Raw genomic sequence first — 22,143 nt, 5'->3', positions numbered from 1 at the left:
CCCGTTGGAATACGGCGATAGACTAGGCTTCGGCGGCGATTGCGGCCATTTCGTTTTCCCAGCTTTTTCGATAAGTGTTACTTATGGATTTTCGCCAACTGCGTTATTTCGTCGCGGTGTATGAAGAAGGCCACGTCGGCCGCGCCGCCGAACGCCTGTCGCTGTCGCAACCGGCACTGTCACAGCAGATTCGCCAGCTTGAGCACAGCCTCGACCTGAGCCTGTTCGAACGCAGCAACAAGCGGCTGCTGCCGACCCTGGCTGCACACACTCTGTACAACCATGCCCTGCCACTGCTGGATGGCCTGCAACGTGCCCATGAGGCCATGCGCAACTTCAAGGGCCAGTCACTGCGCACCCTGGCCATCGGGGTACTGCAGACCGTGCGGCCAAGCCTGGTGCCACAGTTGCTGGAGCGCTTGCGCAAGGCCCAGCCGCATCTGGTGGTACAGATCTACGAGTTGTCGGGGCTGGAGATCGAACGGCGGCTGCTCAATGGCAACCTGGATATCGGCATCAGCTACCTGCCACCGCGCCAGCCAGGGCTGCACGGCTCGCTTCTGTACGAAGACGAGTTGCAGGTTGTCATCCCGGATACCCACCCATTGAAAGACTTCAAGAAAGTCTCCCTCAAGCAGGCCGCCGAATTACCCATGCTGATGCTCGGCGAGGAATTCCAGATCCGCCAGATCTGGAAGGAGCAACTGGCCGCACAAGGCCGCAGGCCGCAGGTGCAAGCCGAAATGAACAACATGGCGGGGATTCTCGACAGCCTGGCGCACACCGCGCTGGCAACCATCCTGCCTGGGCGGGCCAAGGATGCCGCCGAGGATGACCAGGGTTTGCTGTGGAAACCGTTGAGTGAGCCGCGCGTGCCGCTCAAGGTCGGCCTGGTGTTCCGTGATGCCCAACGCCAGCAGGCGTCGGTGGAGCTGCTGCGCACCTTGCTGGAGGAAGAGACCGATGCCCGGCAGCTGGGTGCCACGCCGCTGGATGTGCTGGGCTGAAAACCCGCAGACGAAGAAAACCCCGCCGAAGCGGGGTTTTCTAGACTGTTTCCCTGTGACATCCGTATCGCCCCGCCATCCTGGCAGGAAATCCTTCGTTGTCCCTGTTCTGTCCTTTGCGCTTCCTGCGCAACGTCCATGTAGAAAGATTAACTGTGGATCCAATCTGGCGCCAGTGGCGAAAAGTCACCACGTCATGTAGGAAAAGGCTTACAAGAAGTAATCTTTCGCAAACACTTCAAAACTGTTCTGCATCCAGCAGGTACAACGACTCACTGCCCGCCTTCACCGAGGCCACCAACGAATTCACCCGCGGCAGCAAGCGCGCGAAGTAGAAGCGTGCCGTGCCCAGCTTGGCCGCATAGAACGCCTCGTCGCCCTCACCCGCCTTGGCGGCACGCGCCATCAGTGCCCACATGTAGGCATAAGCCACATAGCCAAAGGCCTGCAGGTACTCGACCGACGCGGCACCGATCTCATTCGGGTTGCCCTTGGCCTGCTCCAGTACCCACTCGGTCAGCCCGTCGAGCTGATCCAGGTAAGCGCCCAGCGGCTTGGCAAACTCGTCCAGCTGGCCATCAGCGCTGGCAATGAACTGGCGAATCTCGTCAGAGAACAGCGTGTAGTACGCACCACCGCTGGCCACCACCTTGCGCCCCATGAGGTCCAGCGCCTGGATACCGTTGGTGCCTTCGTAGATCTGGGTGATACGCACATCGCGCACCAGTTGTTCCTGGCCCCATTCACGAATGTAACCATGGCCACCAAAAACCTGCTGACCATGCACCGTGCACTCGAGGCCGAGGTCAGTGAGGAAGGCCTTGGCCACCGGGGTCAGCAGCGCCACCAGCTCTTCGCTGCGCTTGCGCGTGGCCGGGTCTTCGCTGTACTTGGCGCTGTCGAGTTGCATCGCCACATAGGTGGAGAAGGCACGACCGCCCTCGATCAGCGCCTTCATGGTCAGCAGCATGCGCCGCACATCCGGGTGGACGATGATCGGGTCGGCGGCCTTGTCCTTGGCCTGCGGCCCGGTCGGGGCGCGGCTCTGCAGGCGATCACGGGCGTATTCCACAGCGTTCTGGTAGGAACGCTCGGCCGACGCCAGGCCCTGGATGCCCACGCCCAGGCGTTCGTAGTTCATCATGGTGAACATGGCCGCCAGGCCCTTGTTCGGCTCGCCAACGATGTAGCCGACGGCCTCGTCGAAGTTCATCACGCAGGTCGCCGAGGCCTGGATGCCCATCTTGTGCTCGATCGAGCCACAGGTGGCCGGGTTGCGTGCGCCGAGGCTGCCGTCCTGGTTGACCAGGAACTTCGGCACCAGGAACAGCGAGATGCCTTTTGGCCCTGCCGGTGCGTCCGGCAGCTTGGCCAGCACCAGGTGGATGATGTTCTCGGTCAGGTCATGCTCGCCGCCGGTAATGAAGATCTTGGTGCCGCTGACCTTGTAGCTGCCATCGGCCTGGGGCTCGGCCTTGGTGCGGATGATGCCCAGGTCGGTACCAGCATGCGGTTCGGTCAGGCACATGGAGCCGGCCCAGACGCCGGCGTACATGTTCGGCAGGTACTGTGCCTTCAGTGCTTCACTGGCATGGGCGTTGATCGACAGGCAGGCACCGGCGGTGAGCATCGGGTACAGGCCGAACGCCAGGCTGGAGGCGTTGACCATTTCCTCGACCTGGGCCGAGATCGCCTTGGGCATGCCCATACCACCGAATTGCGGGTCACCGCCCACGCCCACCCAACCGCCTTCGGCGTAGGTGTTGTAGGCCTCGATGAAACCGGCTGGCGTACGCACGGCGCCGTTGTCCCAGTGGCAGCCTTCTTCGTCGGCGGCGCGGCTGAGAGGGGCAATGGTCTTGCTGGTGACCTTGCCGGCTTCTTCCAGCACCGCCATGGCGGTATCCGCATCGACCGCCTCGGCCAGTGCGGGCAGCTGCGCCCACAACTCGGCCACGTTGAAGACTTCATTCAGTACGAAGCGCATGTCGCGCAGGGGCGCTTTATAGTCAGCCATGACAACCTCTCGCTGGTCGGGTCGGGGCGGCCATAGGGACCGCGGCACGGGGTTCGTAAAAAAAGCAACCCAGGTTTGAATCCAGTGTAACCGAACAACTTTTGCGAGACATAGGGTCATCACGCGACCGCATAGTCTGTTTTGGTCACGCCATCCGCACGGCCCCGCGCTGGGATTGTTGACCATGGACCATGACACAGTTACGCCCGGCACCCTTGGCACTGTAAAGCGCCTGGTCGGCGGACTTGAGCACTTCTTCCGGGTTGCGATGATCGACCAGCCGCTCGGCGACGCCGATGCTGATCGTCACCGAGACCGTACCGCCGGCGCTGCCGCTGCGGCGCTGACGCCCGGCGGAATCGTCCTGCGGGCGGCTGTTCTGGTCTCGCAGGTGCATGGTGTAGTTGGCGATCATCTCGCGCACCGCTTCCACGTGCGGCACGCACTCTTCGGCGGTCTTGCCGGCGAACACCAGGGCGAACTCCTCGCCACCGTAGCGATAGGCGCGGCCACCGCCGGTGACCTTGGACAACCGGCTGGCGACCAGCCGCAGCACCTGGTCACCGACATCATGGCCGTGGGTGTCGTTGAATTTCTTGAAGTGGTCGACGTCGGTCATCGCGATCACGTAATTGCGACCCAGGCGTTGCATGCGCTCGTTCAACGCGCGGCGCCCCGGCAAACCGGTCAGTTCGTCACGGAACGCCATCTGGTAGGCCTCGTGCGAGACCGCCGCGGCAATCATCAGCATCACCTGGCTGCACATGATGTTCAGGGTGAAAGGCAGGATGAACGTCTTGGGTAGCATCCAGAAGATGCCGACCAGGCCGATCACCTGCGCCGCATGCAAGGGCCGGGGCTCGCGCAGGTATTGCACGACCAGCAGGACGAACACCACGATGAACACCGGGTAGACCATCTGGATCAGGCTCATCCACTGGCCATGCAGCGACGGCCAGCGGATCTCCGCCAACCAGGCCAGCAGCGCCTGCGGGAAGCTCTGTTCCAGGGCCACGGCCACGCTGCCGACGGCGAACAGCACGGCGAAGCGGGCCAGCAGGTCCTGGGCCAGGTGGGTACGTTCCTGCCAGGCGCCGAACAGGCCGTACAGGGCAGGCAGCAACAGGCACACCAGGTGGAAGATCACGGCCGCGTCCTCGCGCACGCGGCCGTTGTCACGATAGAAGTCGGTCTGCGTGTCGAGCAGGAAATAGGCGATGTACACCGTGACCATCAGGAACAGCTCACGCTGGCGGCGATACACGGCGCAGTAGGCGCCGCCCAGCAGCAGGACCAAGGTGGGGAGGACATTGAACAATGATGTGAAGAAGACGCTGAGGTCTCTTACATAAGCCGCCGCAAGCCCAGCCAGCAGCAAAATCAGCGAAGGCAGGAAATGGCTCGCGCGAACAGCGTTTAGACGAAACAAGGGCAATCTCCGACCCGGCAGATCAATAATAGCATTGTGCCTTTACTTCATCGGCAGCACACGTGAATAGATGAGTACGCCGGTGGGTTAACGGCAGCGGAGGTGGAGGGCTTGAGCTTTTTCTCGTGATTGAAGTCATCGCGATCCCTGGGGAGCTGCGCTTGCCGGCGATGGGCCGCAAAGCGGCCCCAAGCGGTTTATCTGGCCGCCGGCATTTCCGGTTCAAACGCTGGGGCTGCTTTGCAGCCCATCGCCGGCAAGCGCGGCTCCCACATGAACCGCGCTGCCACAGAGATATCTCTACAGGTCGTTGTTGAATGGCAGCAGTGGCCCCTGCGCAGTGGAGCGACCCGAAGCACCCACGGCATTGAGCTGGAAGTCGGCGTCTTGCGCTTGCCGAGAGGTGATCTGTGCGCTGGCCGGTTTTTGCCCGACCGAGTTTTCATCACCCTTCTCACCCTGTGGCAGCACCAGTGACGGGTGATCGAACGGCGCCCGCTCCCAGGCGACGCGCGGATCGGTCAAGCCGACCTCCATGAACTTGACCAGTGCATCGACTTCATCGGGGGTCAGGTTCAGCGCGGTCATGTCCGGATCAAGGTTGGAGCCATTGTGCTGATTGACTGCCGGGTGTTCGAAGCCGCTGGTGTTGCTGGCGTCCTCGCCACGCCGGTCACCGCCGCGGTTGTAGAACTCCATCACCTGTTGCAGCGTTGCCCGGCTGCCGTTATGGAAGTACGGCCCGGTCAACGCGATGTTGCGCAGGGTCGGGGTCTTGAAGGCGCCATCGACCGAGTCGCGGAAACCGACACTGGGCTTGAGGGTTGGGTCGCAGGGCACTGCTGCGCTCAGCGGCACCTCGAAGGTGCACACATCGACCTCCAGTGGATCAGGAATATTCCCGCCTTGCAGCTGGGTGTTGTACTGACGGGTGAAGGACAGAGGATTGCCCCAGGCGTCCGAGCCACCCAGTGCCAGGTCCTCGGAAGTCGGGCGCACACCGGTGTTGTAGAAGCCGTTGTCGTAGAGCGTGGTCAGGCCGTCGGCCATGACCATGCGCTCGATGCGCTCATGGGGCTGGAACAGCAGCCGGCTGCCCGCGTTGGTCAACTCCGCACCACCATGGCAGGCGACACACTTGCCCTTGCCCAGGAACAGCTCCATGCCTTGCACCTGCTGAGCGTTCATGGCGCTGTGATCACCCTGCAGATAGGCATCCAGAGGTGCCTGATCGGAGATCAAGGTGGACTCGTACATCTGGATCGCCAGCCCGAAGAACAGCGGGAAGTTGGCCTCCATCTGGGTGTACGGTTCGCCGCCCAGTGAAACCTGCTGCGTGGCATTCCACAGACGTGGCTGGAAGGCGTTCTTGATCAGCTCGCGATAGGTCGGCCGACGGGCGCTGGAGACGGGCCCGAGTACCGAATCGGTGGGCGAGATCTTTTGCCCCTTGAGCATCATGGTGTCGAGCATGCGCCGGCCAATGTCGGCGAAGGTGCGCCCGCCACAGGACATTTCCACCGCGCTGCCGGGAGGCCCGACGGCTTGCGAGGCCGCCGAGGCATCCTTGAGGGCCAGGCGTACCTTGGCCGCTACGCCACTGCCGTCCTTGGTCACGAAGATCCCCGCATCAGGGTCGCGATTACCGAACGGCGAGAAGCCGTTGAACACGTTGTTGGCCCGCCCATCCCAGAAGTTGCGTACGTTGAAGGCCGCGTTGATCACCGACGGCGCATTGCGACCGGTGCTCCGGCGCACGTTGATGCCACCCACCTGGAAGATACCGTCCGGTTGCTGGGTGCATTTGTCGTAGCGCGATTGGCGAGGTTTCACGAAGTTGGCGTCGAACACGCCCTGCGAGCCGATGACGTCATCGCTCGAATAGACGATCGCCGAGTTGCGATCCAGAGGGTTGGCCAGCACGTGGGTCGGGAAGTCGCCTTTTTTCAACGTGTAGTTCGGGCCGCCCTTGCCACCGGAACGCATGGCGTAGCTCGGCACGTCGCCGGGAATATCAGCAGCCGTGAACGGCTTGTTGAAGATCGACGCAACGTTGGCATTGGTATTGGCCTGGCCGGGGTTGATCTGGTTGGTGACCCGGTGATCGACACCCGCGTGGTAGTGGCAGGAAGCGCAGGCAGTGGCGCCATCACTGCCGATCGCCATGTCCCAGAACAGGGCCTTGCCCAGAAGCACCACCGCCCCGCGATTGATCACATAATCGGACATCAGGTCGACCTTGCGGCCGCCTTCGGTACCGGAGGGGTCCGGTGGCGTCATGCCACGCAGTGACTGCAGGCTGGGCACATCCGGCACGACCGGTACGGTCCCTGCCGGGTCAGCAGCCCGAACGCTGGTCAAAGGAAGGCCGGCGGCGAGCGTCATCGCTATCGCACAGGCCAGGCGGGGGATTCGCAAATTACTCAGATAGTCGACCATGATGGACTTCCCGACGGCTCAGGGTTTTCAGGCTGATCGTTCACGCAACTAAGTGCGCTTAATGCCACCATAGCTGTAACAAAGTATTTCGGCGCGAAACATTCAATGATTTTTTATACCGGTTTATTTAGGCACTCATACCAATAAATACTGATCACCCAAGTTACTCAGTTCCGGTGCACATTCGCCCCCAGTAGTGGGTGACATTCCCCACGCCGCCTTCACAAAGTCTTCACAACCCCACGAAACCCCACGATCCATGGGCATCCAGCGCCACAGCGGCAAGCAGGAAAACCTGGCAATGTATTTGCTACTTCATATTGAACAGGCGCCCGACAGTGGAAGAAACCTGAAGCACGGGCAAACTGAAACTTACGAAACAATGAAAACTGAGCGCGCACGAAAGTTGCGCTGCGCCAGCTATTACCATTTAAAAATATCGAAGCAAGCAGACGAGCCAGAACAGCTGAAGATGAATATCAGAACCAAAAAAAACGCCGCTCACTGGGAGCGGCGTTTTCTTCGATACTTCACCAGGGCTTAGTAACCCAGCGAGAAGTCTTCTTCCTTCATGTCCATCAGGTTGTTGGCGCCCGACAGCATGGTAGCCACGTGCGTACGGGTACGCGGCAGGATGCGCTGGAAGTAGAAGCGCGCGGTCTGCAGCTTGGCGGTGTAGAAGGCTTCTTCGCTGGTGCCGGCTGCCAGCTTTTCAGCTGCCAGGCGAGCGATGTCAGCCCAGAAGTAGGCCAGGCACGCGTAGCCGGAATACATCAGGTAATCCACCGACGCAGCACCGACTTCCTCGCGGTCCTTCATCGCGGCCATGCCCACTTTCATGGTCAGCTCGCCCCACTCCTTGTTCAGCGCAGCCAATGGCTCGACGAACTCCTTGACCGCGTCATTGCCTTCCTGCGCCTGGCAGAACTTGTGCACGATCTTGGTGAAGCCCTTGAGCGCTTCGCCCTGGGTCATCAGCACCTTGCGGCCCAGCAGGTCGAGGGCCTGGATGCCGGTGGTGCCTTCGTACAGCATGGAGATACGGCTGTCGCGCACGTTCTGCTCCATGCCCCACTCGGCGATGAAGCCGTGACCGCCGTAGATCTGCACACCGTGGTTGGCAGCCTCGAAGCCGACCTCGGTCATGAATGCCTTGGCGATCGGGGTCAGGAACGCCAGCAGGGCGTCGGCCTTCTTGCGCTCTTCCTCGTCCTGGCTGTACTTGACGATGTCCACCTGCTTGGCGGTGAAGTACACCATGGCGCGGTTGCCTTCAGCGAAGGCCTTCATGGTCAGCAGCATGCGACGCACGTCCGGGTGGACAATGATCGGGTCAGCGGCCTTGTCCGGTGCTTTCGGGCCAGTCAGGGAACGCATCTGCAGGCGTTCACGGGCATACTTCAGGCCGCCCTGGAAGGCCACTTCGGCGTGGGCCAGGCCTTGCAGTGCAGTGCCCAGGCGTGCGGTGTTCATGAAGGTGAACATGCAGTTCAGGCCTTTGTTGGCCGGGCCGATCAGGTAGCCGGTGGCAGCGTCGAAGTTCATCACGCAGGTGGCGTTGCCGTGGATGCCCATCTTGTGCTCGATCGAGCCACAGCTCACGCCGTTACGCTCACCCACGCCGCCTTCGGCGTTGGGCAGGAACTTCGGCACGATGAACAGCGAGATGCCCTTGGTGCCCGCCGGAGCATCCGGCAGACGCGCCAGCACGATGTGGACGATGTTGTCGGCCATGTCGTGTTCGCCGGCCGAGATGAAGATCTTGGTGCCGGACACCTTGTAGCTGCCGTCGGCCTGTGGCTCGGCCTTGGTGCGCAGCATGCCCAGGTCGGTACCGCAGTGTGGCTCGGTCAGGCACATGGTGCCGGTCCACTCGCCGGACACCAGCTTGGTCAGGTAGGTGTGCTGCTGCTCGGCGGTGCCGTGGGCGGAGATGGTGTTCATCGCGCCGTGGGACAGGCCTGGGTACATGCCCCACGACCAGTTCGAACCACCGACCATTTCGCTCAGGGCCAGACCCAGCGACTCAGGCAGGCCCTGGCCGCCGTGCTCGACGTCATGCGCCAGGCTTGGCCAGCCACCTTCCACGAACTGCTCGTAGGCCGCCTTGAAACCGGTCGGGGTCTTCACGCCCGACTCGCTCCAGGTGCAGCCTTCCTGGTCACCGACACGGTTCAGCGGCGACAGCACCTGCTCACAGAACTTCGCGCCTTCTTCCAGGATCGCGTCGACCATGTCCGGTGTGGCGTCCTGGCAACCCGGCAGGCTCTGATAGTGCGCCTCGTAGCCGAGCAGCTCGTCGCGGACGAAACGAATATCACGCAAGGGGGCTTTGTAATCAGGCATTGCGATGAACCTCTGTGATGAGTTCGGTAGGGGACCGCTGATACCGACCAGCTCTTGTCGGCTTTCGGTCAAACAGTTGTTTGAAACTTACGTTTAGGACCGCCCGATGTCAAGGAGGGACTATAGTGCCATTTACGCCGCGAAAGATGGCGTTTATGCCAAGCCCGAAAAAAACAATGCCCCTGTGGGAGCGCGCTTGCCCGCGAAAGGGCCAGGACAGACAACAACGCTGCCTGGTCTGACGCATTCGCGGGCAAGCCCGCTCCCACAGGGGCTGTGTATAACTCGAATAAAGTGGCCGATCAGGCGTAGGTGTCGATGAACCGCCCGAGCATTTCGTCGGACGCCTTGGCCACCTTTGCGCCGAGTTCGACCTCGGTCTTGCCCAGGGCCAATTGCACGGTGCTGGTTGCCAGGTCCATCTGCTGGCTGCGGTCGACCCCACGCAGGCGCTCGGCCTGGAAGTCGCTGGACTGGCTGGTGGCGGCGCGCTCGACCGAGGCATTGGCGATCTGGCCGGCGGCCTGATCGACGCGGTTCTGGCCGTTGTAGATGGCGTTGAGGCCGGCGTAGTACGCGGTGCTGCCGGTGATTTCCATGTCAGAACTCCAATGACGCTGCATGTGATCAGGGCCAATTAAAGCAGGCCAGGCGCGAAAAGGCCCGTTTAAATCCCTAATGGCCCAGTGCTACTTGATAGGCCATGGGCATATCTGCCAACGCTCAATCCAGCAAGTCGAGTTGCAAATGCTCCGCCACTGCATCCGCCGTGGCCTGCTTGAGCTTCGGCACCCGCCCCAGGCACGGCGCTGGCAAGCGCTCTGCCAGGCTGGCCAGGTTTTCCTCCAGCCGCGAAGTCCGTGGTTCGATGATATTCGCCACCCAGCCCGCCAGTTGCAGCCCGTCCCGGGCAATCGCCTCGGCACTGAGCAAAGCGTGGTTGATGCAGCCCAGGCGCACCCCGACCACCAGAATCACCGGCAGCTTGAGGGCGATCGCCAGGTCCGACAGGTTGGCGTGGTTGGACAATGGCACGCGCCAACCACCTGCACCTTCGACCAGGGTGAAGTCTGCGCCCTGGTCCAGTACATGGCGCATGGCCCTGGACAACACCGGGACTTCCAGCGCAACACCCGCCTCCCGGGCCGCCACGTGCGGTGCAATGGCCGGTTCGAAGGCAAACGGGTTGACCTCTTCGTAGGCGAGCTTGACCGAGCTTTCGTCGATCAGCGCCTGGGCGTCACTGTTGCGCAGGCCTTTGGGCGTCATCGTGCAACCCGAAGCCACCGGCTTCGCGCCCAAGGTACTCAGCCCCTGCAACCGTGCCGCATGCAGCAGCCCGGCTGCGATAGTGGTCTTGCCGACATCGGTGTCGGTCCCGGCGATGAAATAGGCCTGGCTCATGTCGCTCCTCTCATGCCTGTGGCTTGCGCAACACACCATAGACCACCTGATAGGTGGCGGGCAGCCCCTGGGGCTGGCGAAACGCTTCATAGGCCTGCAACAGGCCTTGCATGCGCGCCCGACCGGTCAGGCCAGAAGGCCGCCCGGGGTTGAGATTGTGAGCACCGAGCGCCTTGAGTTCGTGAGTCAGGCTGCGCACATCGGGGTAGTGCAGCACATGGGCCTGACGCTGCAGGCTGACCTGGGCGAGGCCACTGGCCGCACACAGGCGCTGGTAGTCTTCAAACCTGCGGAAACGATTGACATGCACCATGCCATCAACCGCCTGCCAGCTGGCGCGCAATTCATCGAGTGTGCCAACGCACAGGCTGCTGAAGGCCAGCACGCCGCCAGGGCGCAGCACACGGCGGGCTTCTTCCAGCACACTGGCGAACTGGCCACACCACTGTACCGCCAGGCTGGTGAACACCAGATCGACACAGGCATCCCCCAGCGGCAACCGTTCGGCATCACCGGCCACATGATAGTGCGCCCCGCCGCGCTCATCGCGGGCATGGCGCAGCATGCCTTCGGCGATATCCACGGCAACACCGGTGGCCTGGGCAAAACGCTCGCCCAGCACCCGGCTGAAATGCCCCGTGCCACTGCCAAGGTCCAGCCAGCGCGTCGGCGCCACGTCATCCGGCAACTGGTCCAGCAGGCTCACGCCCACCGCACGCTGCAGGGCCGCAACGCTGTCGTAGCTGGCGGCCGCACGGGAGAACGAGGCGGCCACCTGGCGCTTGTCCGGCAACGCGCCGGGCAGGGTTGGACGGGAAAGGTCAGTCATCGCCACTCTCATGCAGGAAACTCTTGATGCCCGCCGCCAGCTCCTGTGGATACTCCAGCAGGAAAGCGTGGGAACTGTCTTCGACCAGGCCGACTTCCACGTCGGGCAGCAGCTCGCTCAGCGCTTTGGCCGCCTCTGCCGGCACCAGCGCATCGCTGCCGGCGAACAGGTGCAACTGCGGGCCAGCATAGGCCTGCAGGGCCTCACGGGTATCGAGCCTGGCCAGCACTTCAAGGCCGGTGGCCAGGTACAGCGGGTCAGTGTCAGGCACACCGACACCCAGTTGGCGCAGCAGCGTGCGAGGTTGCAGGGCACCGTCGCTGCACAGGGTGCGGAAGCGCTTGAGGGTCACCGAGGTGTGGCTGCGGCAACCATCGAGAAACGTGCCGAAGGTATCCTCGGCCATGCCGTGCGGCCAATCGGCACGGGCCACGAAACTGGGGTTGCTGCCCAACGTCAGCAGGCCGCAGCAGTGGTCGCCACGCTTGCGCGCCAGTTCGCTGGCGAGCATGCCGCCAAGCGACCAGCCACCCAGCCAGGTATCGCTGGGCAATTTGCGGTCAAGGTAGTCCACCCACGCCTGCACATCGCCATCGGCCAGTTCCGGCAGGGGCATCAGTTCGACCTGCAGACGTGCGTCCTGGGCCCGCAGGCTGGCGGCGAGCGGCTCGAGGGCGGCGGTGCCCAGCCCCCAGCCGGGAAGAAGGATCAAACGGTTACGCATCGGCGGCCTCCAGCTGTGGATAACACTCGGCCAATGCATTCAACAATAGCTGTACCTGCGCCTCGCTGTGCGCGGCGCTCAGGGTGACCCGCAGGCGGGCACTGCCGGCAGGCACGGTTGGCGGGCGGATGGCAGTCACCAGCAGGCCGCGGTCACGCAGCATGCGCGACAGCTTGAGGGCCTGGGCACTGTCGCCAATCAGGATCGGCTGGATCGGCGTCGGGCTGTCCATCAGCTGCAGGCCGATTCGCGAGGCCCCCTTACGGAACTGCTGGATCAGCGCCGCCAGGTGCTCGCGGCGCCAGGTTTCGCGGCGCAGCAGCTCCAGGCTCTTGAGCGTGGCGCAGGCCAGCGCCGGCGGCTGGCTGGTGGTGTAGATGTAGGGCCGGGCGAACTGCACCAGTGCTTCGATCAGCTCTTCGCTGCCGGCGACGAAGGCGCCGGCAGTACCACAGGCCTTGCCCAGGGTACCGATCAGCACCGGCACGTCGTCGATACCCAGGCCGAAGTGTTCGACGATGCCGCCGCCCTGAGCCCCCAAGGTGCCCAGGCCATGGGCGTCGTCGACCATCAGCCAGGCGCCGCGGGCGCGGGCCACAGTGGCCAAGGCCGGCAGGTCGGCAAGGTCACCGTCCATGCTGAACACGCCGTCGGTGACCACCAGGGTGTTGCCGGTGGCCTTGCCCAGGCGGCTGGCCAGGCTGGCAGCGTCGTTGTGCAGGTAGCGGCTGAAACGGGCCCCACTGAGCAGCCCGCCATCGAGCAGCGACGCGTGGTTCAGGCGGTCCTGCAGCACGGTGTCGCCCTGCCCCACCAGCGCGGTGATGGCGCCAAGGTTGGCCATGTAGCCTGTGGAAAACAGCAGCGCGCGCGGGCGACCGGTCAGTTCGGCCAGCGCCTCTTCGACGGCATGGTGCGGCGAACTGTGGCCGATCACCAGGTGCGAGGCGCCGCCACCGACACCCCAACGCTCGGCGCCAGCCTGCCAGGCAGCGATCACTTCAGGGTGGTTGGCCAGGCCGAGGTAGTCATTGCTGCAGAAGGCCAGCAGGCGCTGACCATCGACCACGACTTCAGGCCCCTGGGGGCTTTCCAGCAATGGCCGCTGCCGATACAGGTCTGCGGCGCGCCGTTCGGCCAGGCGCGCCGCCAGGTCGAAGGCCATCTCAGGCCGAAGCTGCGTCGTAGAACAGCTCGCTGCTGCGTTGCTCGACCAAGGCCTGCTCGATGGCCGCCTGGTGCACTTCGTCGGCATGCTCTTCGCGCGCTTCGGGCTTGATGCCCAGGCGGGCGAACAGCTGCATGTCCTTGTCGGCTTGCGGGTTGGCGGTGGTCAGCAGTTTCTCGCCATAGAAGATCGAGTTGGCGCCAGCCATGAAGGCCAGGGCCTGCATCTGCTCGTTCATCTGCTCGCGGCCGGCGGACAGGCGCACGTGCGACTTGGGCATGAGAATACGGGCGACTGCCAGCATGCGGATGAAGTCGAACGGGTCGACGTCCTCTTCCTCGGCCAGCGGGGTGCCTGCGACCTTGACCAGCATGTTGATCGGCACCGACTCAGGGTGCTCGGGCAGGTTGGCCAGCTGGATCAGCAGGCCAGCGCGGTCGTCCAGCGACTCGCCCATGCCCAGAATGCCGCCGGAGCAGATCTTCATCCCGGCATCGCGCACGTAGGCCAGGGTCTGCAGTCGCTCGCCGTAGGTGCGGGTGGTGATGATGCTGCCGTAGAACTCAGGCGAGGTGTCGAGGTTGTGGTTGTAGTAGTCCAGGCCAGCCTGGGCCAGGGCCACGGTCTGCTCCTGGTCGAGCTTGCCGAGGGTCATGCAGGTTTCCAGGCCCATGGCCTTCACGCCTTTGACCATCTCCAGCACGTAGGGCATGTCCTTGGCCGACGGGTGCTTCCAGGCCGCACCCATGCAGAAGCGGGTAGAGCCGATGGCTTTGGCGCGAGCAGCTTCCTCGAGCACCTTCTGCACTTCCATCAGCTTCTGTTTTTCCAGCCCGGTGTTGTAGTGGCCAGACTGCGGACAATATTTGCAATCTTCCGGACAGGCGCCGGTCTTGATCGACAGCAGCGTCGAAACCTGCACGCGGTTCGGGTCGAAATGCGCACGGTGCACGGTCTGCGCCTGGAACAGCAGGTCGTTGAAAGGCTGCTGGAACAGTGCCTTGACCTCAGGCAGGGACCAGTCGTGACGTGTTGTTGCAGTTGTGCTGGCGCTCATCGGCGTTTCCTTGTTTAGGCTGTAGCTGGCGCCGAGGCACAAGTGCCCGCCAGCGCATCACGGTTAGTTCGCATAGTCATGGAAGGCCTATGAACTGTCAACCTTGGTTAAAATCACTGGTTCACAAGTGTTTAAATATTAACCAATCCTGCTTGCTCTGCAGTGAACCCGCCGAACAGCGCCACCCGCTGTGCGTCGCCTGCGAGCAGGAACTGCCGTGGCTCGATGAGCATTGCCTGCGCTGCGCCCTGCCCTTGCCGATGACCGGCCTGATCTGCGCCCAGTGCAGCCGTCGCCCGCCGGCTTTCGATCAGGTCCTGGCGCCCTGGCACTATGGGTTCCCGCTGGACACCCTGATCAGCCGTTTCAAGCACAACGGCCAATGGCCGCTGGGCCGGCTGATGGCCGAAATGCTCGGCCACCATTTGCACCATCGCTATCAGGATGGCCTGGCCAGGCCAGACCTGCTGTTGCCTGTTCCGTTAGCCCCGCGTCGACTGCGCGCGCGCGGTTTCAACCAGGCCGGCATGCTCGGGCGCTGGCTGTCGAGGGCACTGGATATCGAATGTGATGAGCGGTTGTTGTTGCGCACGCGTGAAACCCCGGCACAACAGAGCCTGGACGCCCAGGCACGCCGGCATAATCTGCGCCGGGCGTTCGCGCTGGCCTGCGAGGCTTCGCTCAAGGGCAGCCACGTTGCCGTGGTCGATGATGTGCTGACCACCGGGGCCACCGCGCAGGCCATCGCGCAACTGTTGCGCCAGGGCGGCGCACGCCGGGTCGATGTGTATTGCCTGGCACGCACGGCAAAACCGGGGCAAGCTTGACGGGTCAGTTCCAGATAGGCGCCACCATGTCCCTGCCCGCACTCCTCACCCAACACATTGCCCGCCGCCCGCAGCGCATCACCCTGCTCCAGCACATCGCCGAACAAGGCTCGATCACCCGCGCGGCCAAGGCTGCCGGCATCAGCTACAAGGCAGCCTGGGATGCGATCGATGAACTCAACAACCTGGCCAGCCAGCCCTTGGTCGAGCGCAGCACGGGCGGGCGTGGCGGTGGTGGTGCACGGCTCTCGGTAGAAGGCGAACGGGTGCTGCGCCTGTACCAGAAAGTGCAGGCCCTGCAGGCACAGATTCTTGAAGCGGCGGAAGAGTCCAGCGACCTCGACTTGCTGGGCCGCCTGATGCTGCGCACCAGTGCGCGCAATCAGCTGCAGGGGCAGGTCAGCGGGCTGCGCAGGGAGGGCCGGCATGATCGGGTCAGCCTGGCGCTGGGCGGCGGGCTGGAGATCGACGCATTGATTACCCATGACAGCACGGCGCGGCTGGAGCTGACCCTGGGGACCACGGTGATGGCGCTGCTCAAGGCCGGATGGGTGCAGTTGCTGGGAGCGGAGGATGATGTAGACGCCGGCAGCAATGTGCTGAACGCCACTGTCGAAGAGGTGCTGGCGGATTCGCAGGGCGACAGTGAAGTGCGGCTGGCGCTGGGCAATGGGCAGACGTTGTGTGCGTTTGCCGAGGCGGATTGGCTGGCCGGGCAGTCCGTCAGTGAAGGAAGCAAGGTGCGTGTGCAGTTTCATCCTTCCTATGTATTGCTCGGGGTACCGGTTTAACCTGTGCCGGCCGCTTCGCGGGTTTACCCGCGAAAGGGCCAGCTCAGGCAACATCTGGGCAGGCCATGGAATGAGTTACCATGCCGACATGACGCCCACCCCGGAGCCCCCATGTCCCACCCCTTCGACACCCTCACCCCCGACCTGGTCCTGGACGCCGTGGAAAGCCTGGGCTTTCTCAGCGATGCCCGGGTCCTGGCGCTGAACAGCTACGAAAACCGTGTCTATCAGGTGGGCATCGAAGACTCGCAACCGTTGATCGCCAAGTTCTACCGCCCGGGCCGCTGGAGCGATGCGGCGATTCTCGAAGAACACCAGTTCACCGCCGAACTCGCCGACTGCGAAGTGCCCGTGGTCGCGCCGCTGCAACATGGCGGCCAGACCCTGTTCGAGCACAAGGGCTTCCGCTTTACCCTGTTTCCCCGCCGAGGTGGCCACGCGCCGGAGCCCGGCAACCTCGACCAGCTCTACCGCCTCGGCCAGTTGCTCGGCCGCCTGCACGCGGTTGCCGCTACCCGCCCGTTCGAACATCGCGAAACATTGGCTGTGGACAACTTCGGCCACGCTTCGCTGCAAACACTGCTGGAGGGCGATTTCGTCCCGCGTGAGTTGCTGCCCGCGTTCGAGTCCGTAGCCCGCGAACTGCTCAAGCGGGTCGAGGATATCTACGCACGTACCCCGCATCAGGTGATGCGCCTGCACGGCGACCTGCACCCTGGCAACCTGATGCATCGCGACGACGTCTATCACGTCGTCGACCTGGACGACTGCCGCATGGGCCCGGCCGTGCAGGACCTGTGGATGATGCTGGCTGGCAGCCGCGAAGAGCGCCTTGGCCAATTGGCCGAACTGATCGACGGCTACAACGAGTTCCACGATTTCGACCCGCGCGAACTGCCACTGATCGAGCCCCTGCGCGCCCTGCGCCAGCTGCACCACAGCGCATGGCTGGCGCGGCGCTGGGATGATCCGGCGTTCCCGCGTAGCTTCCCCTGGTTTGGCCAACCACGTTACTGGGGTGACCAAATCCTCGCCCTGCGTGAGCAGACGGCGGCGCTGGACGAGCAACCATTGAAATTGTTCTAGATAGCCGCAAGGGTCTGTCTACAATAGGCGTCGCTGTATTTAGCTACCTAAGCAAGGATTCTGCATGCACGCCGCAAACCCGCGTCGCGGGTACATTCTTGGCCTGTCGGCCTACATCATCTGGGGTTTGTTCCCCCTGTATTTCAAAGCCATCCAGAGCGTCCCGGCGGTGGAGATCATCGTCCACCGGGTGCTCTGGTCCGCGTTGTTCGGCTCTCTGCTGCTGCTGGTGTGGAAACACCCAGGCTGGTGGCGCGAGCTGCGCGACAACCCCCGCCGCCTGGCGATTCTGGCCCTGAGCGGGACGCTGATCGCTGCCAACTGGCTGACCTACGTGTGGTCGGTGAACAGCGGGCGCATGCTCGAAGCCAGCCTGGGCTACTACATCAACCCACTGGTCAATGTGCTGCTGGGCATGATCCTGCTCGGAGAACGCCTGCGCCGCCTGCAATGGCTGGCCGTGGGCATGGCTGCGGTGGGCGTGGCGCAACAGGTGTGGCAGGTGGGTAGCCTGCCGTGGGTGTCACTGGTGCTGGCATTGACCTTCGGTTTCTATGGGTTGATCCGCAAAAAGGCCCCAGTGGCAGCGCTCCCGGGGCTGGTGGTGGAAACCTGGATGCTGGTGCCACTGGCGCTAGGCTGGTTACTGCTGAACCCTGCGGCGGTCAGTGCGCAGGGTGCGTTCTATACCAGCAGCGAAGCACTGTGGCTGATGGCAGCAGGGCCGGTGACGCTGGTGCCGTTGGTCTGCTTCAACGCCGCCGCCCGACACTTGCCTTACACCACCCTGGGCTTCCTGCAATACCTGGCGCCGACACTGGTGCTGCTGCAGGCAGTGCTGCTTTTTGATGAGCATTTGTCTTCAAGCAGCCTGGTGGCCTTCATCTGTATCTGGGCGGGCCTGGCGCTCTACAGCGTCGATGCCTGGCTGAATCTGCGCAAGCGCGCCTGATCAAAAAACGATCAAAACTGCGCAGGCCACGTCGTTCGTGGCCTGCAGCAACCTCTCCAAAGGTTATCCACACCCTCGTCCCCGTGCTTTGTGCACAAGCGACTGAATTTTGTACGTTTTTTGCTCAAACCTCGGGAGGGCTTGCCGCTCCTGGGCTGGCGAGGTGCGCCCCCAGGTTATCCACAGGGCCTTCCCCGTGAAATCGGGATAACCCACTCAGTCATCCGGCCGCAACTTCAACTCCACCATCAAGTCATCCGCCAGGCTCTCCAGCTTCTGCTGCAGGTCGTCCTGCGACAAGGTCAACGGCAGCGCCAGCAGCGCATCGGCATGGAACAGCGGCTCGCTGCTCATCGGCGCCGGCCGCACTTCGGTGGTGAAGCGCTCCAGGTTCACCCCCTGGTCCGCCAGCAGGCGGGTGATATCGCGCACGATGCCTGGGCGGTCATTGCCCACTAGTTCCATGGCAATGGGCTTCCAGGTACATGACGGCTCGATGCCACTCTCGGCGATGAGCACGCGTATATCGTATTTCCCCAGCGCCTGCAGCGACTTCACCAGTTCGTCGTAGTTTTCCGCCGGCACCGCCACCCGCAGGATCCCGGCAAACTGCCCGGCCATCCGCGACATGCGGCTCTCCAGCCAGTTGCCGTTATGATCGGCGATGCACTGGGCAATGCGCTCGACCTGGCCGGCCTTGTCCGGGGCAATCACGGTCAGTACAAGATGATCCACAGGCCCTTCCTCTGCGTCGGGCCGCCCAAGGCGGCGAAAATACGGGGGATCGACTCAGTATAGGCAAGGCGCGGCAACCTGCCGCAGGGCAATCCGCACAAGCAATCGTGTACTGTTTCAAGATTTATCTGGAACAATCCACCGGTTTTTTGCGAACATACGTTCTCCCAGCGTGACCATACGCGACCAACCGGTCGCATAACGGCGCTTTTAGTCTGATTTTGCCTCGCCTACTGCTTCATGTAGTATCCCGTGGCGCGGACTACAAAACGTCGTTTGGATGTCTGCCAAGGCGCCTGTGAAAATACGCACACTGTCTGCCAGCCCGTCTGGCAGGCCGAACCCAGCCGCCCTCGGGTCTAGTCCGATGGCAAGCACTGGTACGTGTTTAGAGAAGCGCTACAGGCTTAATACAGAAGAGCGAAATAGCTGAGCAGAGGTGAGGCAAGCAATGACTGGATACGTTCAAGTCGGTGGCCTTCAGGTCGCCAAGGCCCTGTACGACTTCGTCAACAACGAAGCGATTCCTGGAACCGGCATCGAAGCCGAGAAGTTCTGGGCAGGGGCGGCAGAGATCATTAAAGACCTCGCTCCAAAGAACAAAGCCCTGCTCGCCAAGCGCGACGAGCTGCAAGCCAAGATCGACGCCTGGCACCAGGCACGCAAAGGCCAGGCACACGACGCCGCAGCCTACAAGGCATTCCTCCAGGAAATCGGCTACCTGCTGCCACAAGCCGACGATTTCCAGGCCACCACCCAGAACGTGGACGAAGAAATCGCCCACATGGCCGGCCCACAGCTGGTCGTCCCGGTGATGAACGCCCGTTTCGCCCTGAACGCCGCCAACGCCCGTTGGGGGTCGCTGTACGACGCCCTGTACGGCACCGACGCCATCAGCGATGAAGGCGGCGCCGAGAAAGGCCAGGGTTACAACAAGCTGCGTGGCGACAAGGTCATTGCCTTCGCCCGCGCCTTCCTCGACGAAGCCGCACCACTGGCAGCCGGCTCGCACGTCGACTCCACCGGCTATCGCATCGAAGGCGGCAAACTGGTCGTCGCCCTGAAAGGCGGCAGCAACAGCGGCCTGCGTGATGACGCCCAGCTGATCGGCTTCCATGGCGACGCCAAGGCGCCGACCGCCGTGCTGCTCAAGCACAACGGCCTGCACTTCGAGATCCAGGTCGACGCCAGCACCCCGGTGGGCAGCACCGATGCCGCCGGCGTCAAAGACATCCTGATGGAGTCGGCGCTGACCACCATCATGGACTGCGAAGACTCGGTCGCCGCCGTCGATGCCGATGACAAGGTCATCGTCTACCGCAACTGGCTGGGCCTGATGAAAGGCGACCTGGCCGAAAGCGTGAGCAAGGGTGGCAAGACCTTCACCCGCACCATGAACCCGGACCGCGAGTACGCCGCTCCCAACGGTGGCAGCGTAACCCTGCACGGCCGTTCGCTGCTGTTCGTGCGCAACGTCGGTCACCTGATGACCAACCCGGCGATTCTCGATGCCCAGGGCAACGAAATCCCCGAAGGCATCCAGGACGGTCTGTTCACCAACCTGATCGCCCTGCACAACCTCAACGGCAACACCAGCCGCAAGAACACCCGTAGCGGCAGCGTGTACATCGTCAAGCCGAAGATGCACGGCCCTGAAGAAGTCGCCTTCGCCGCCGAGATCTTCAGCCGTGTCGAAGACCTGCTGGGCATGAAGCGCAACACCGTCAAGGTCGGCATCATGGACGAGGAGCGCCGCACCACGGTCAACCTGAAGTCCTGCATCAAGGCGGCCGCCGAGCGCGTGGTGTTCATCAACACCGGCTTCCTCGACCGCACCGGTGACGAAATCCACACCTCGATGGAAGCCGGCGCCGTGGTGCGCAAGGGCGCCATGAAGAACGAGAAGTGGATCGGCGCCTACGAGAACAACAACGTCGACGTTGGCCTGGCCACCGGCCTGCAAGGCCGTGCGCAGATCGGCAAGGGCATGTGGGCCATGCCTGACCTGATGGCCGCCATGCTCGAGCAGAAGATCGCTCACCCGCTGGCCGGCGCCAACACCGCCTGGGTACCGTCGCCGACCGCCGCCACCCTGCACGCCCTGCACTACCACAAGGTCGACGTGCAGGCGCGTCAGCGCGAGCTGGCGTCGCGCACCCCGGCTTCGGTCGATGACATCCTGACCATCCCGCTGGCGGCCGACACCAACTGGTCGGCAGAAGAGATCCGCAACGAGCTGGACAACAACGCCCAGGGCATCCTCGGCTATGTCGTGCGCTGGATCGACCAGGGTGTGGGCTGCTCGAAGGTACCGGACATCAACGATGTCGGCCTGATGGAAGACCGCGCCACCCTGCGCATCTCGGCCCAGCTGCTGGCCAACTGGCTGCGCCATGGCGTGGTCAGCCAGGAGCAGGTGCTGGAAAGCCTCAAGCGCATGGCTGCAGTGGTCGACAAGCAGAACGCCAGTGACGCCCAGTACCGCCCGATGGCGCCGAACTTCGACGACAACGTCGCGTTCCAGGCGGCGATCGAGCTGGTGATCGAAGGTGCCAGGCAGCCGAACGGCTACACCGAGCCAGTGCTGCACCGTCGCCGTCGCGAGTTCAAGGCGCGTAACGGGCTGTAAACCGCACGGGACCGCTTTGCGGTCCTTTCGCGACACAAGGCCGCTCCTACAGGGGATCGCATTCTCCTGTAGGAGCGGCCTTGTGTCGCGAAAGGGCTGCGAAGCAGCCCCAGTCCTGCACTACCCGATCTTCAGTTCCTTCTTCACCAGCCCCAGCAGTTTCCCCAGGTCCACCGGCTTCAGCAGAAAATCCACCACCCCCAAATGCATCACGTCCACCGCCTCCTCCACATCGGTGTCGCCCGACACCACGATGATCGACAACGCCGCCCGCTCCGACTCACGAATCTTCCGAATAAGCTCCAGACCATCATCAGGCTGCATCCGCAGGTCGGTGATCATCAGGGCAATGCGCGGTTCGTAGTGCAGCTTGAGCATCGCTTCCTGAGCCCCGTCAGCGGTCATGCTCTCGATGCCCCTGCTCTTCAGGTACCACTTGAGCGCCTCGCTGTTCACCGGATTGTCATCGACAATCAACACCACCGGACTGGGCGCAAGGGGCGCACTTACCACGGCCAATGCTGCGCGTTCGGCGTCACTCAGGATGTCGTCATGCTCAGCCATGGTCATCTCGTCAAAAAAATCCCGCACAGTGGTTAGGACCGCAAAAGCCCTGTAACCCGGCTCGCCTTTCGTCGGGTCTTTGACAGCAGCGGCTCACTAGACTTACGTCCAATGGGCACCACCCCGCTGCCAGCCGACC

General features: G+C 63.1%; 19 protein-coding genes. 7 read left to right on the top strand and 12 right to left on the bottom strand.

Annotated features, from left to right (window positions below; translation table 11 throughout):
• The first annotated feature begins 83 nt into the window (after window positions 1-83).
• Window positions 84-1,007 carry a LysR family transcriptional regulator gene (locus tag ACIPZ8_RS14050; RefSeq protein WP_400723967.1) on the top strand — a complete coding sequence of 308 codons (924 nt, stop codon included), beginning with the start codon at window positions 84-86 and terminating at the stop codon, window positions 1,005-1,007.
• 238 nt (window positions 1,008-1,245) lie between these two features.
• Here the strand turns inward: ACIPZ8_RS14050 and ACIPZ8_RS14045 are convergent, their stop codons facing one another.
• From ACIPZ8_RS14045 to ACIPZ8_RS14035, 3 genes are all read right to left on the bottom strand, one after another.
• Window positions 1,246-3,024, bottom strand: coding sequence for an acyl-CoA dehydrogenase C-terminal domain-containing protein (locus ACIPZ8_RS14045; protein WP_400723964.1), 1,779 nt, complete (start codon window positions 3,022-3,024; stop codon window positions 1,246-1,248).
• 145 nt (window positions 3,025-3,169) lie between these two features.
• Window positions 3,170-4,453 carry a diguanylate cyclase gene (locus ACIPZ8_RS14040; protein WP_400723961.1) on the bottom strand — a complete coding sequence of 428 codons (1,284 nt, stop codon included), beginning with the start codon at window positions 4,451-4,453 and terminating at the stop codon, window positions 3,170-3,172.
• A gap of 300 nt (window positions 4,454-4,753) precedes the next feature.
• Window positions 4,754-6,892 carry a cytochrome-c peroxidase gene (locus ACIPZ8_RS14035; protein ID WP_400723958.1) on the bottom strand — a complete coding sequence of 713 codons (2,139 nt, stop codon included), beginning with the start codon at window positions 6,890-6,892 and terminating at the stop codon, window positions 4,754-4,756.
• A gap of 259 nt (window positions 6,893-7,151) precedes the next feature.
• Between ACIPZ8_RS14035 and ACIPZ8_RS14030 the strand changes: the two genes are divergently transcribed.
• Complete coding sequence (locus ACIPZ8_RS14030; protein WP_400723956.1) at window positions 7,152-7,436, top strand: hypothetical protein; 285 nt, start codon at window positions 7,152-7,154, stop codon at window positions 7,434-7,436.
• On the opposite strand, the gene ACIPZ8_RS14025 is transcribed toward ACIPZ8_RS14030, so the two are convergent.
• The 7 genes from ACIPZ8_RS14025 to bioB all read right to left on the bottom strand — a co-directional run bounded on the left by ACIPZ8_RS14025 (window position 7,433) and on the right by bioB (window position 14,420).
• Window positions 7,433-9,238: a phenylacyl-CoA dehydrogenase gene (locus tag ACIPZ8_RS14025; protein WP_400723953.1), complete on the bottom strand. Its 1,806-nt coding sequence runs from the start codon at window positions 9,236-9,238 to the stop codon at window positions 7,433-7,435. The genes ACIPZ8_RS14030 and ACIPZ8_RS14025 overlap by 4 nt on opposite strands.
• Window positions 9,239-9,540: 302 nt before the next feature.
• A complete protein-coding gene (locus tag ACIPZ8_RS14020) occupies window positions 9,541-9,837 on the bottom strand; it encodes a hypothetical protein (protein WP_060512164.1) in 297 nt (98 codons plus the stop codon).
• A gap of 124 nt (window positions 9,838-9,961) precedes the next feature.
• Window positions 9,962-10,642 (bottom strand): dethiobiotin synthase, encoded by a 681-nt coding sequence (gene bioD / locus ACIPZ8_RS14015; protein ID WP_400723950.1) that lies wholly within the window; start codon window positions 10,640-10,642, stop codon window positions 9,962-9,964.
• A 10-nt stretch (window positions 10,643-10,652) separates the two neighbouring features.
• Window positions 10,653-11,471 (bottom strand): malonyl-ACP O-methyltransferase BioC, encoded by an 819-nt coding sequence (bioC, locus tag ACIPZ8_RS14010; RefSeq protein ID WP_400723947.1) that lies wholly within the window; start codon window positions 11,469-11,471, stop codon window positions 10,653-10,655.
• Window positions 11,464-12,195, bottom strand: a complete 732-nt coding sequence (locus ACIPZ8_RS14005; RefSeq protein ID WP_400723944.1) for an alpha/beta fold hydrolase — start codon at window positions 12,193-12,195, stop codon at window positions 11,464-11,466. Before ACIPZ8_RS14005 ends, bioC begins: the two co-directional genes overlap by 8 nt.
• Entirely contained in the window at window positions 12,188-13,360 is a 1,173-nt protein-coding gene (gene bioF / locus ACIPZ8_RS14000; protein ID WP_400723941.1) for an 8-amino-7-oxononanoate synthase, read from the bottom strand. The genes ACIPZ8_RS14005 and bioF overlap by 8 nt, the downstream gene beginning before the upstream one ends.
• Window position 13,361: 1 nt before the next feature.
• The gene (gene bioB / locus ACIPZ8_RS13995; protein WP_400723938.1) at window positions 13,362-14,420 is read right to left on the bottom strand and encodes a biotin synthase BioB; all 1,059 of its coding nucleotides are present in this window, start codon (window positions 14,418-14,420) and stop codon (window positions 13,362-13,364) included.
• A gap of 89 nt (window positions 14,421-14,509) precedes the next feature.
• Between bioB and ACIPZ8_RS13990 the strand changes: the two genes are divergently transcribed.
• From ACIPZ8_RS13990 to rarD, 4 genes are all read left to right on the top strand, one after another.
• Complete coding sequence (locus tag ACIPZ8_RS13990; protein WP_400723935.1) at window positions 14,510-15,247, top strand: ComF family protein; 738 nt, start codon at window positions 14,510-14,512, stop codon at window positions 15,245-15,247.
• 26 nt (window positions 15,248-15,273) lie between these two features.
• Window positions 15,274-16,038 carry a TOBE domain-containing protein gene (locus ACIPZ8_RS13985; protein WP_400723932.1) on the top strand — a complete coding sequence of 255 codons (765 nt, stop codon included), beginning with the start codon at window positions 15,274-15,276 and terminating at the stop codon, window positions 16,036-16,038.
• A 111-nt stretch (window positions 16,039-16,149) separates the two neighbouring features.
• Window positions 16,150-17,124 carry a serine/threonine protein kinase gene (locus ACIPZ8_RS13980; protein WP_400723930.1) on the top strand — a complete coding sequence of 325 codons (975 nt, stop codon included), beginning with the start codon at window positions 16,150-16,152 and terminating at the stop codon, window positions 17,122-17,124.
• A 64-nt stretch (window positions 17,125-17,188) separates the two neighbouring features.
• Complete coding sequence (gene rarD, locus ACIPZ8_RS13975) at window positions 17,189-18,076, top strand: EamA family transporter RarD (RefSeq protein WP_400723927.1); 888 nt, start codon at window positions 17,189-17,191, stop codon at window positions 18,074-18,076.
• A 216-nt stretch (window positions 18,077-18,292) separates the two neighbouring features.
• Here the strand turns inward: rarD and ACIPZ8_RS13970 are convergent, their stop codons facing one another.
• Window positions 18,293-18,811 (bottom strand): glycine cleavage system protein R, encoded by a 519-nt coding sequence (locus ACIPZ8_RS13970; RefSeq protein WP_400723924.1) that lies wholly within the window; start codon window positions 18,809-18,811, stop codon window positions 18,293-18,295.
• Between the two features lie 451 nt (window positions 18,812-19,262).
• Here ACIPZ8_RS13970 and ACIPZ8_RS13965 point away from each other — a divergent pair, with 451 nt between their 5' ends.
• On the top strand, window positions 19,263-21,440 hold the full coding sequence (locus ACIPZ8_RS13965; protein ID WP_400723922.1) for a malate synthase G: 2,178 nt from the start codon (window positions 19,263-19,265) through the stop codon (window positions 21,438-21,440).
• Between the two features lie 120 nt (window positions 21,441-21,560).
• Here the strand turns inward: ACIPZ8_RS13965 and ACIPZ8_RS13960 are convergent, their stop codons facing one another.
• Window positions 21,561-22,004, bottom strand: a complete 444-nt coding sequence (locus tag ACIPZ8_RS13960; protein WP_400723919.1) for a response regulator — start codon at window positions 22,002-22,004, stop codon at window positions 21,561-21,563.
• Window positions 22,005-22,143 lie beyond the last annotated feature (139 nt).

The organism is Pseudomonas sp. NPDC089422, assembly GCF_044749405.1.
Classification (GTDB): Bacteria; Pseudomonadota; Gammaproteobacteria; order Pseudomonadales; family Pseudomonadaceae; genus Aquipseudomonas.
Note: the sequence above shows the minus strand (reverse complement) of the source record. Positions and strands in the feature narration are given on the sequence as shown.

Excerpts from the sequence above, each read along its gene's own strand:
- ACIPZ8_RS13985 (WP_400723932.1), top strand. The coding sequence starts at position 15,274 with ATGTCCCTGCCCGCACTCCTCACCCAACACATTGCCCGCCGCCCGCAG.
- bioF (WP_400723941.1), bottom strand. The coding sequence starts at position 13,360 with ATGGCCTTCGACCTGGCGGCGCGCCTGGCCGAACGGCGCGCCGCAGAC.
- ACIPZ8_RS14025 (WP_400723953.1), bottom strand. The coding sequence starts at position 9,238 with ATGCCTGATTACAAAGCCCCCTTGCGTGATATTCGTTTCGTCCGCGAC.
- ACIPZ8_RS14050 (WP_400723967.1), top strand. The coding sequence starts at position 84 with ATGGATTTTCGCCAACTGCGTTATTTCGTCGCGGTGTATGAAGAAGGC.
- ACIPZ8_RS14005 (WP_400723944.1), bottom strand. The coding sequence starts at position 12,195 with ATGCGTAACCGTTTGATCCTTCTTCCCGGCTGGGGGCTGGGCACCGCC.
- bioC (WP_400723947.1), bottom strand. The coding sequence starts at position 11,471 with ATGACTGACCTTTCCCGTCCAACCCTGCCCGGCGCGTTGCCGGACAAG.
- ACIPZ8_RS13960 (WP_400723919.1), bottom strand. The coding sequence starts at position 22,004 with ATGGCTGAGCATGACGACATCCTGAGTGACGCCGAACGCGCAGCATTG.
- ACIPZ8_RS14045 (WP_400723964.1), bottom strand. The coding sequence starts at position 3,024 with ATGGCTGACTATAAAGCGCCCCTGCGCGACATGCGCTTCGTACTGAAT.
- ACIPZ8_RS13980 (WP_400723930.1), top strand. The coding sequence starts at position 16,150 with ATGTCCCACCCCTTCGACACCCTCACCCCCGACCTGGTCCTGGACGCC.
- ACIPZ8_RS13965 (WP_400723922.1), top strand. The coding sequence starts at position 19,263 with ATGACTGGATACGTTCAAGTCGGTGGCCTTCAGGTCGCCAAGGCCCTG.
- rarD (WP_400723927.1), top strand. The coding sequence starts at position 17,189 with ATGCACGCCGCAAACCCGCGTCGCGGGTACATTCTTGGCCTGTCGGCC.
- ACIPZ8_RS13990 (WP_400723935.1), top strand. The coding sequence starts at position 14,510 with ATGAACTGTCAACCTTGGTTAAAATCACTGGTTCACAAGTGTTTAAAT.
- bioD (WP_400723950.1), bottom strand. The coding sequence starts at position 10,642 with ATGAGCCAGGCCTATTTCATCGCCGGGACCGACACCGATGTCGGCAAG.
- ACIPZ8_RS14030 (WP_400723956.1), top strand. The coding sequence starts at position 7,152 with ATGGGCATCCAGCGCCACAGCGGCAAGCAGGAAAACCTGGCAATGTAT.
- ACIPZ8_RS14020 (WP_060512164.1), bottom strand. The coding sequence starts at position 9,837 with ATGGAAATCACCGGCAGCACCGCGTACTACGCCGGCCTCAACGCCATC.
- bioB (WP_400723938.1), bottom strand. The coding sequence starts at position 14,420 with ATGAGCGCCAGCACAACTGCAACAACACGTCACGACTGGTCCCTGCCT.
- ACIPZ8_RS14035 (WP_400723958.1), bottom strand. The coding sequence starts at position 6,892 with ATGGTCGACTATCTGAGTAATTTGCGAATCCCCCGCCTGGCCTGTGCG.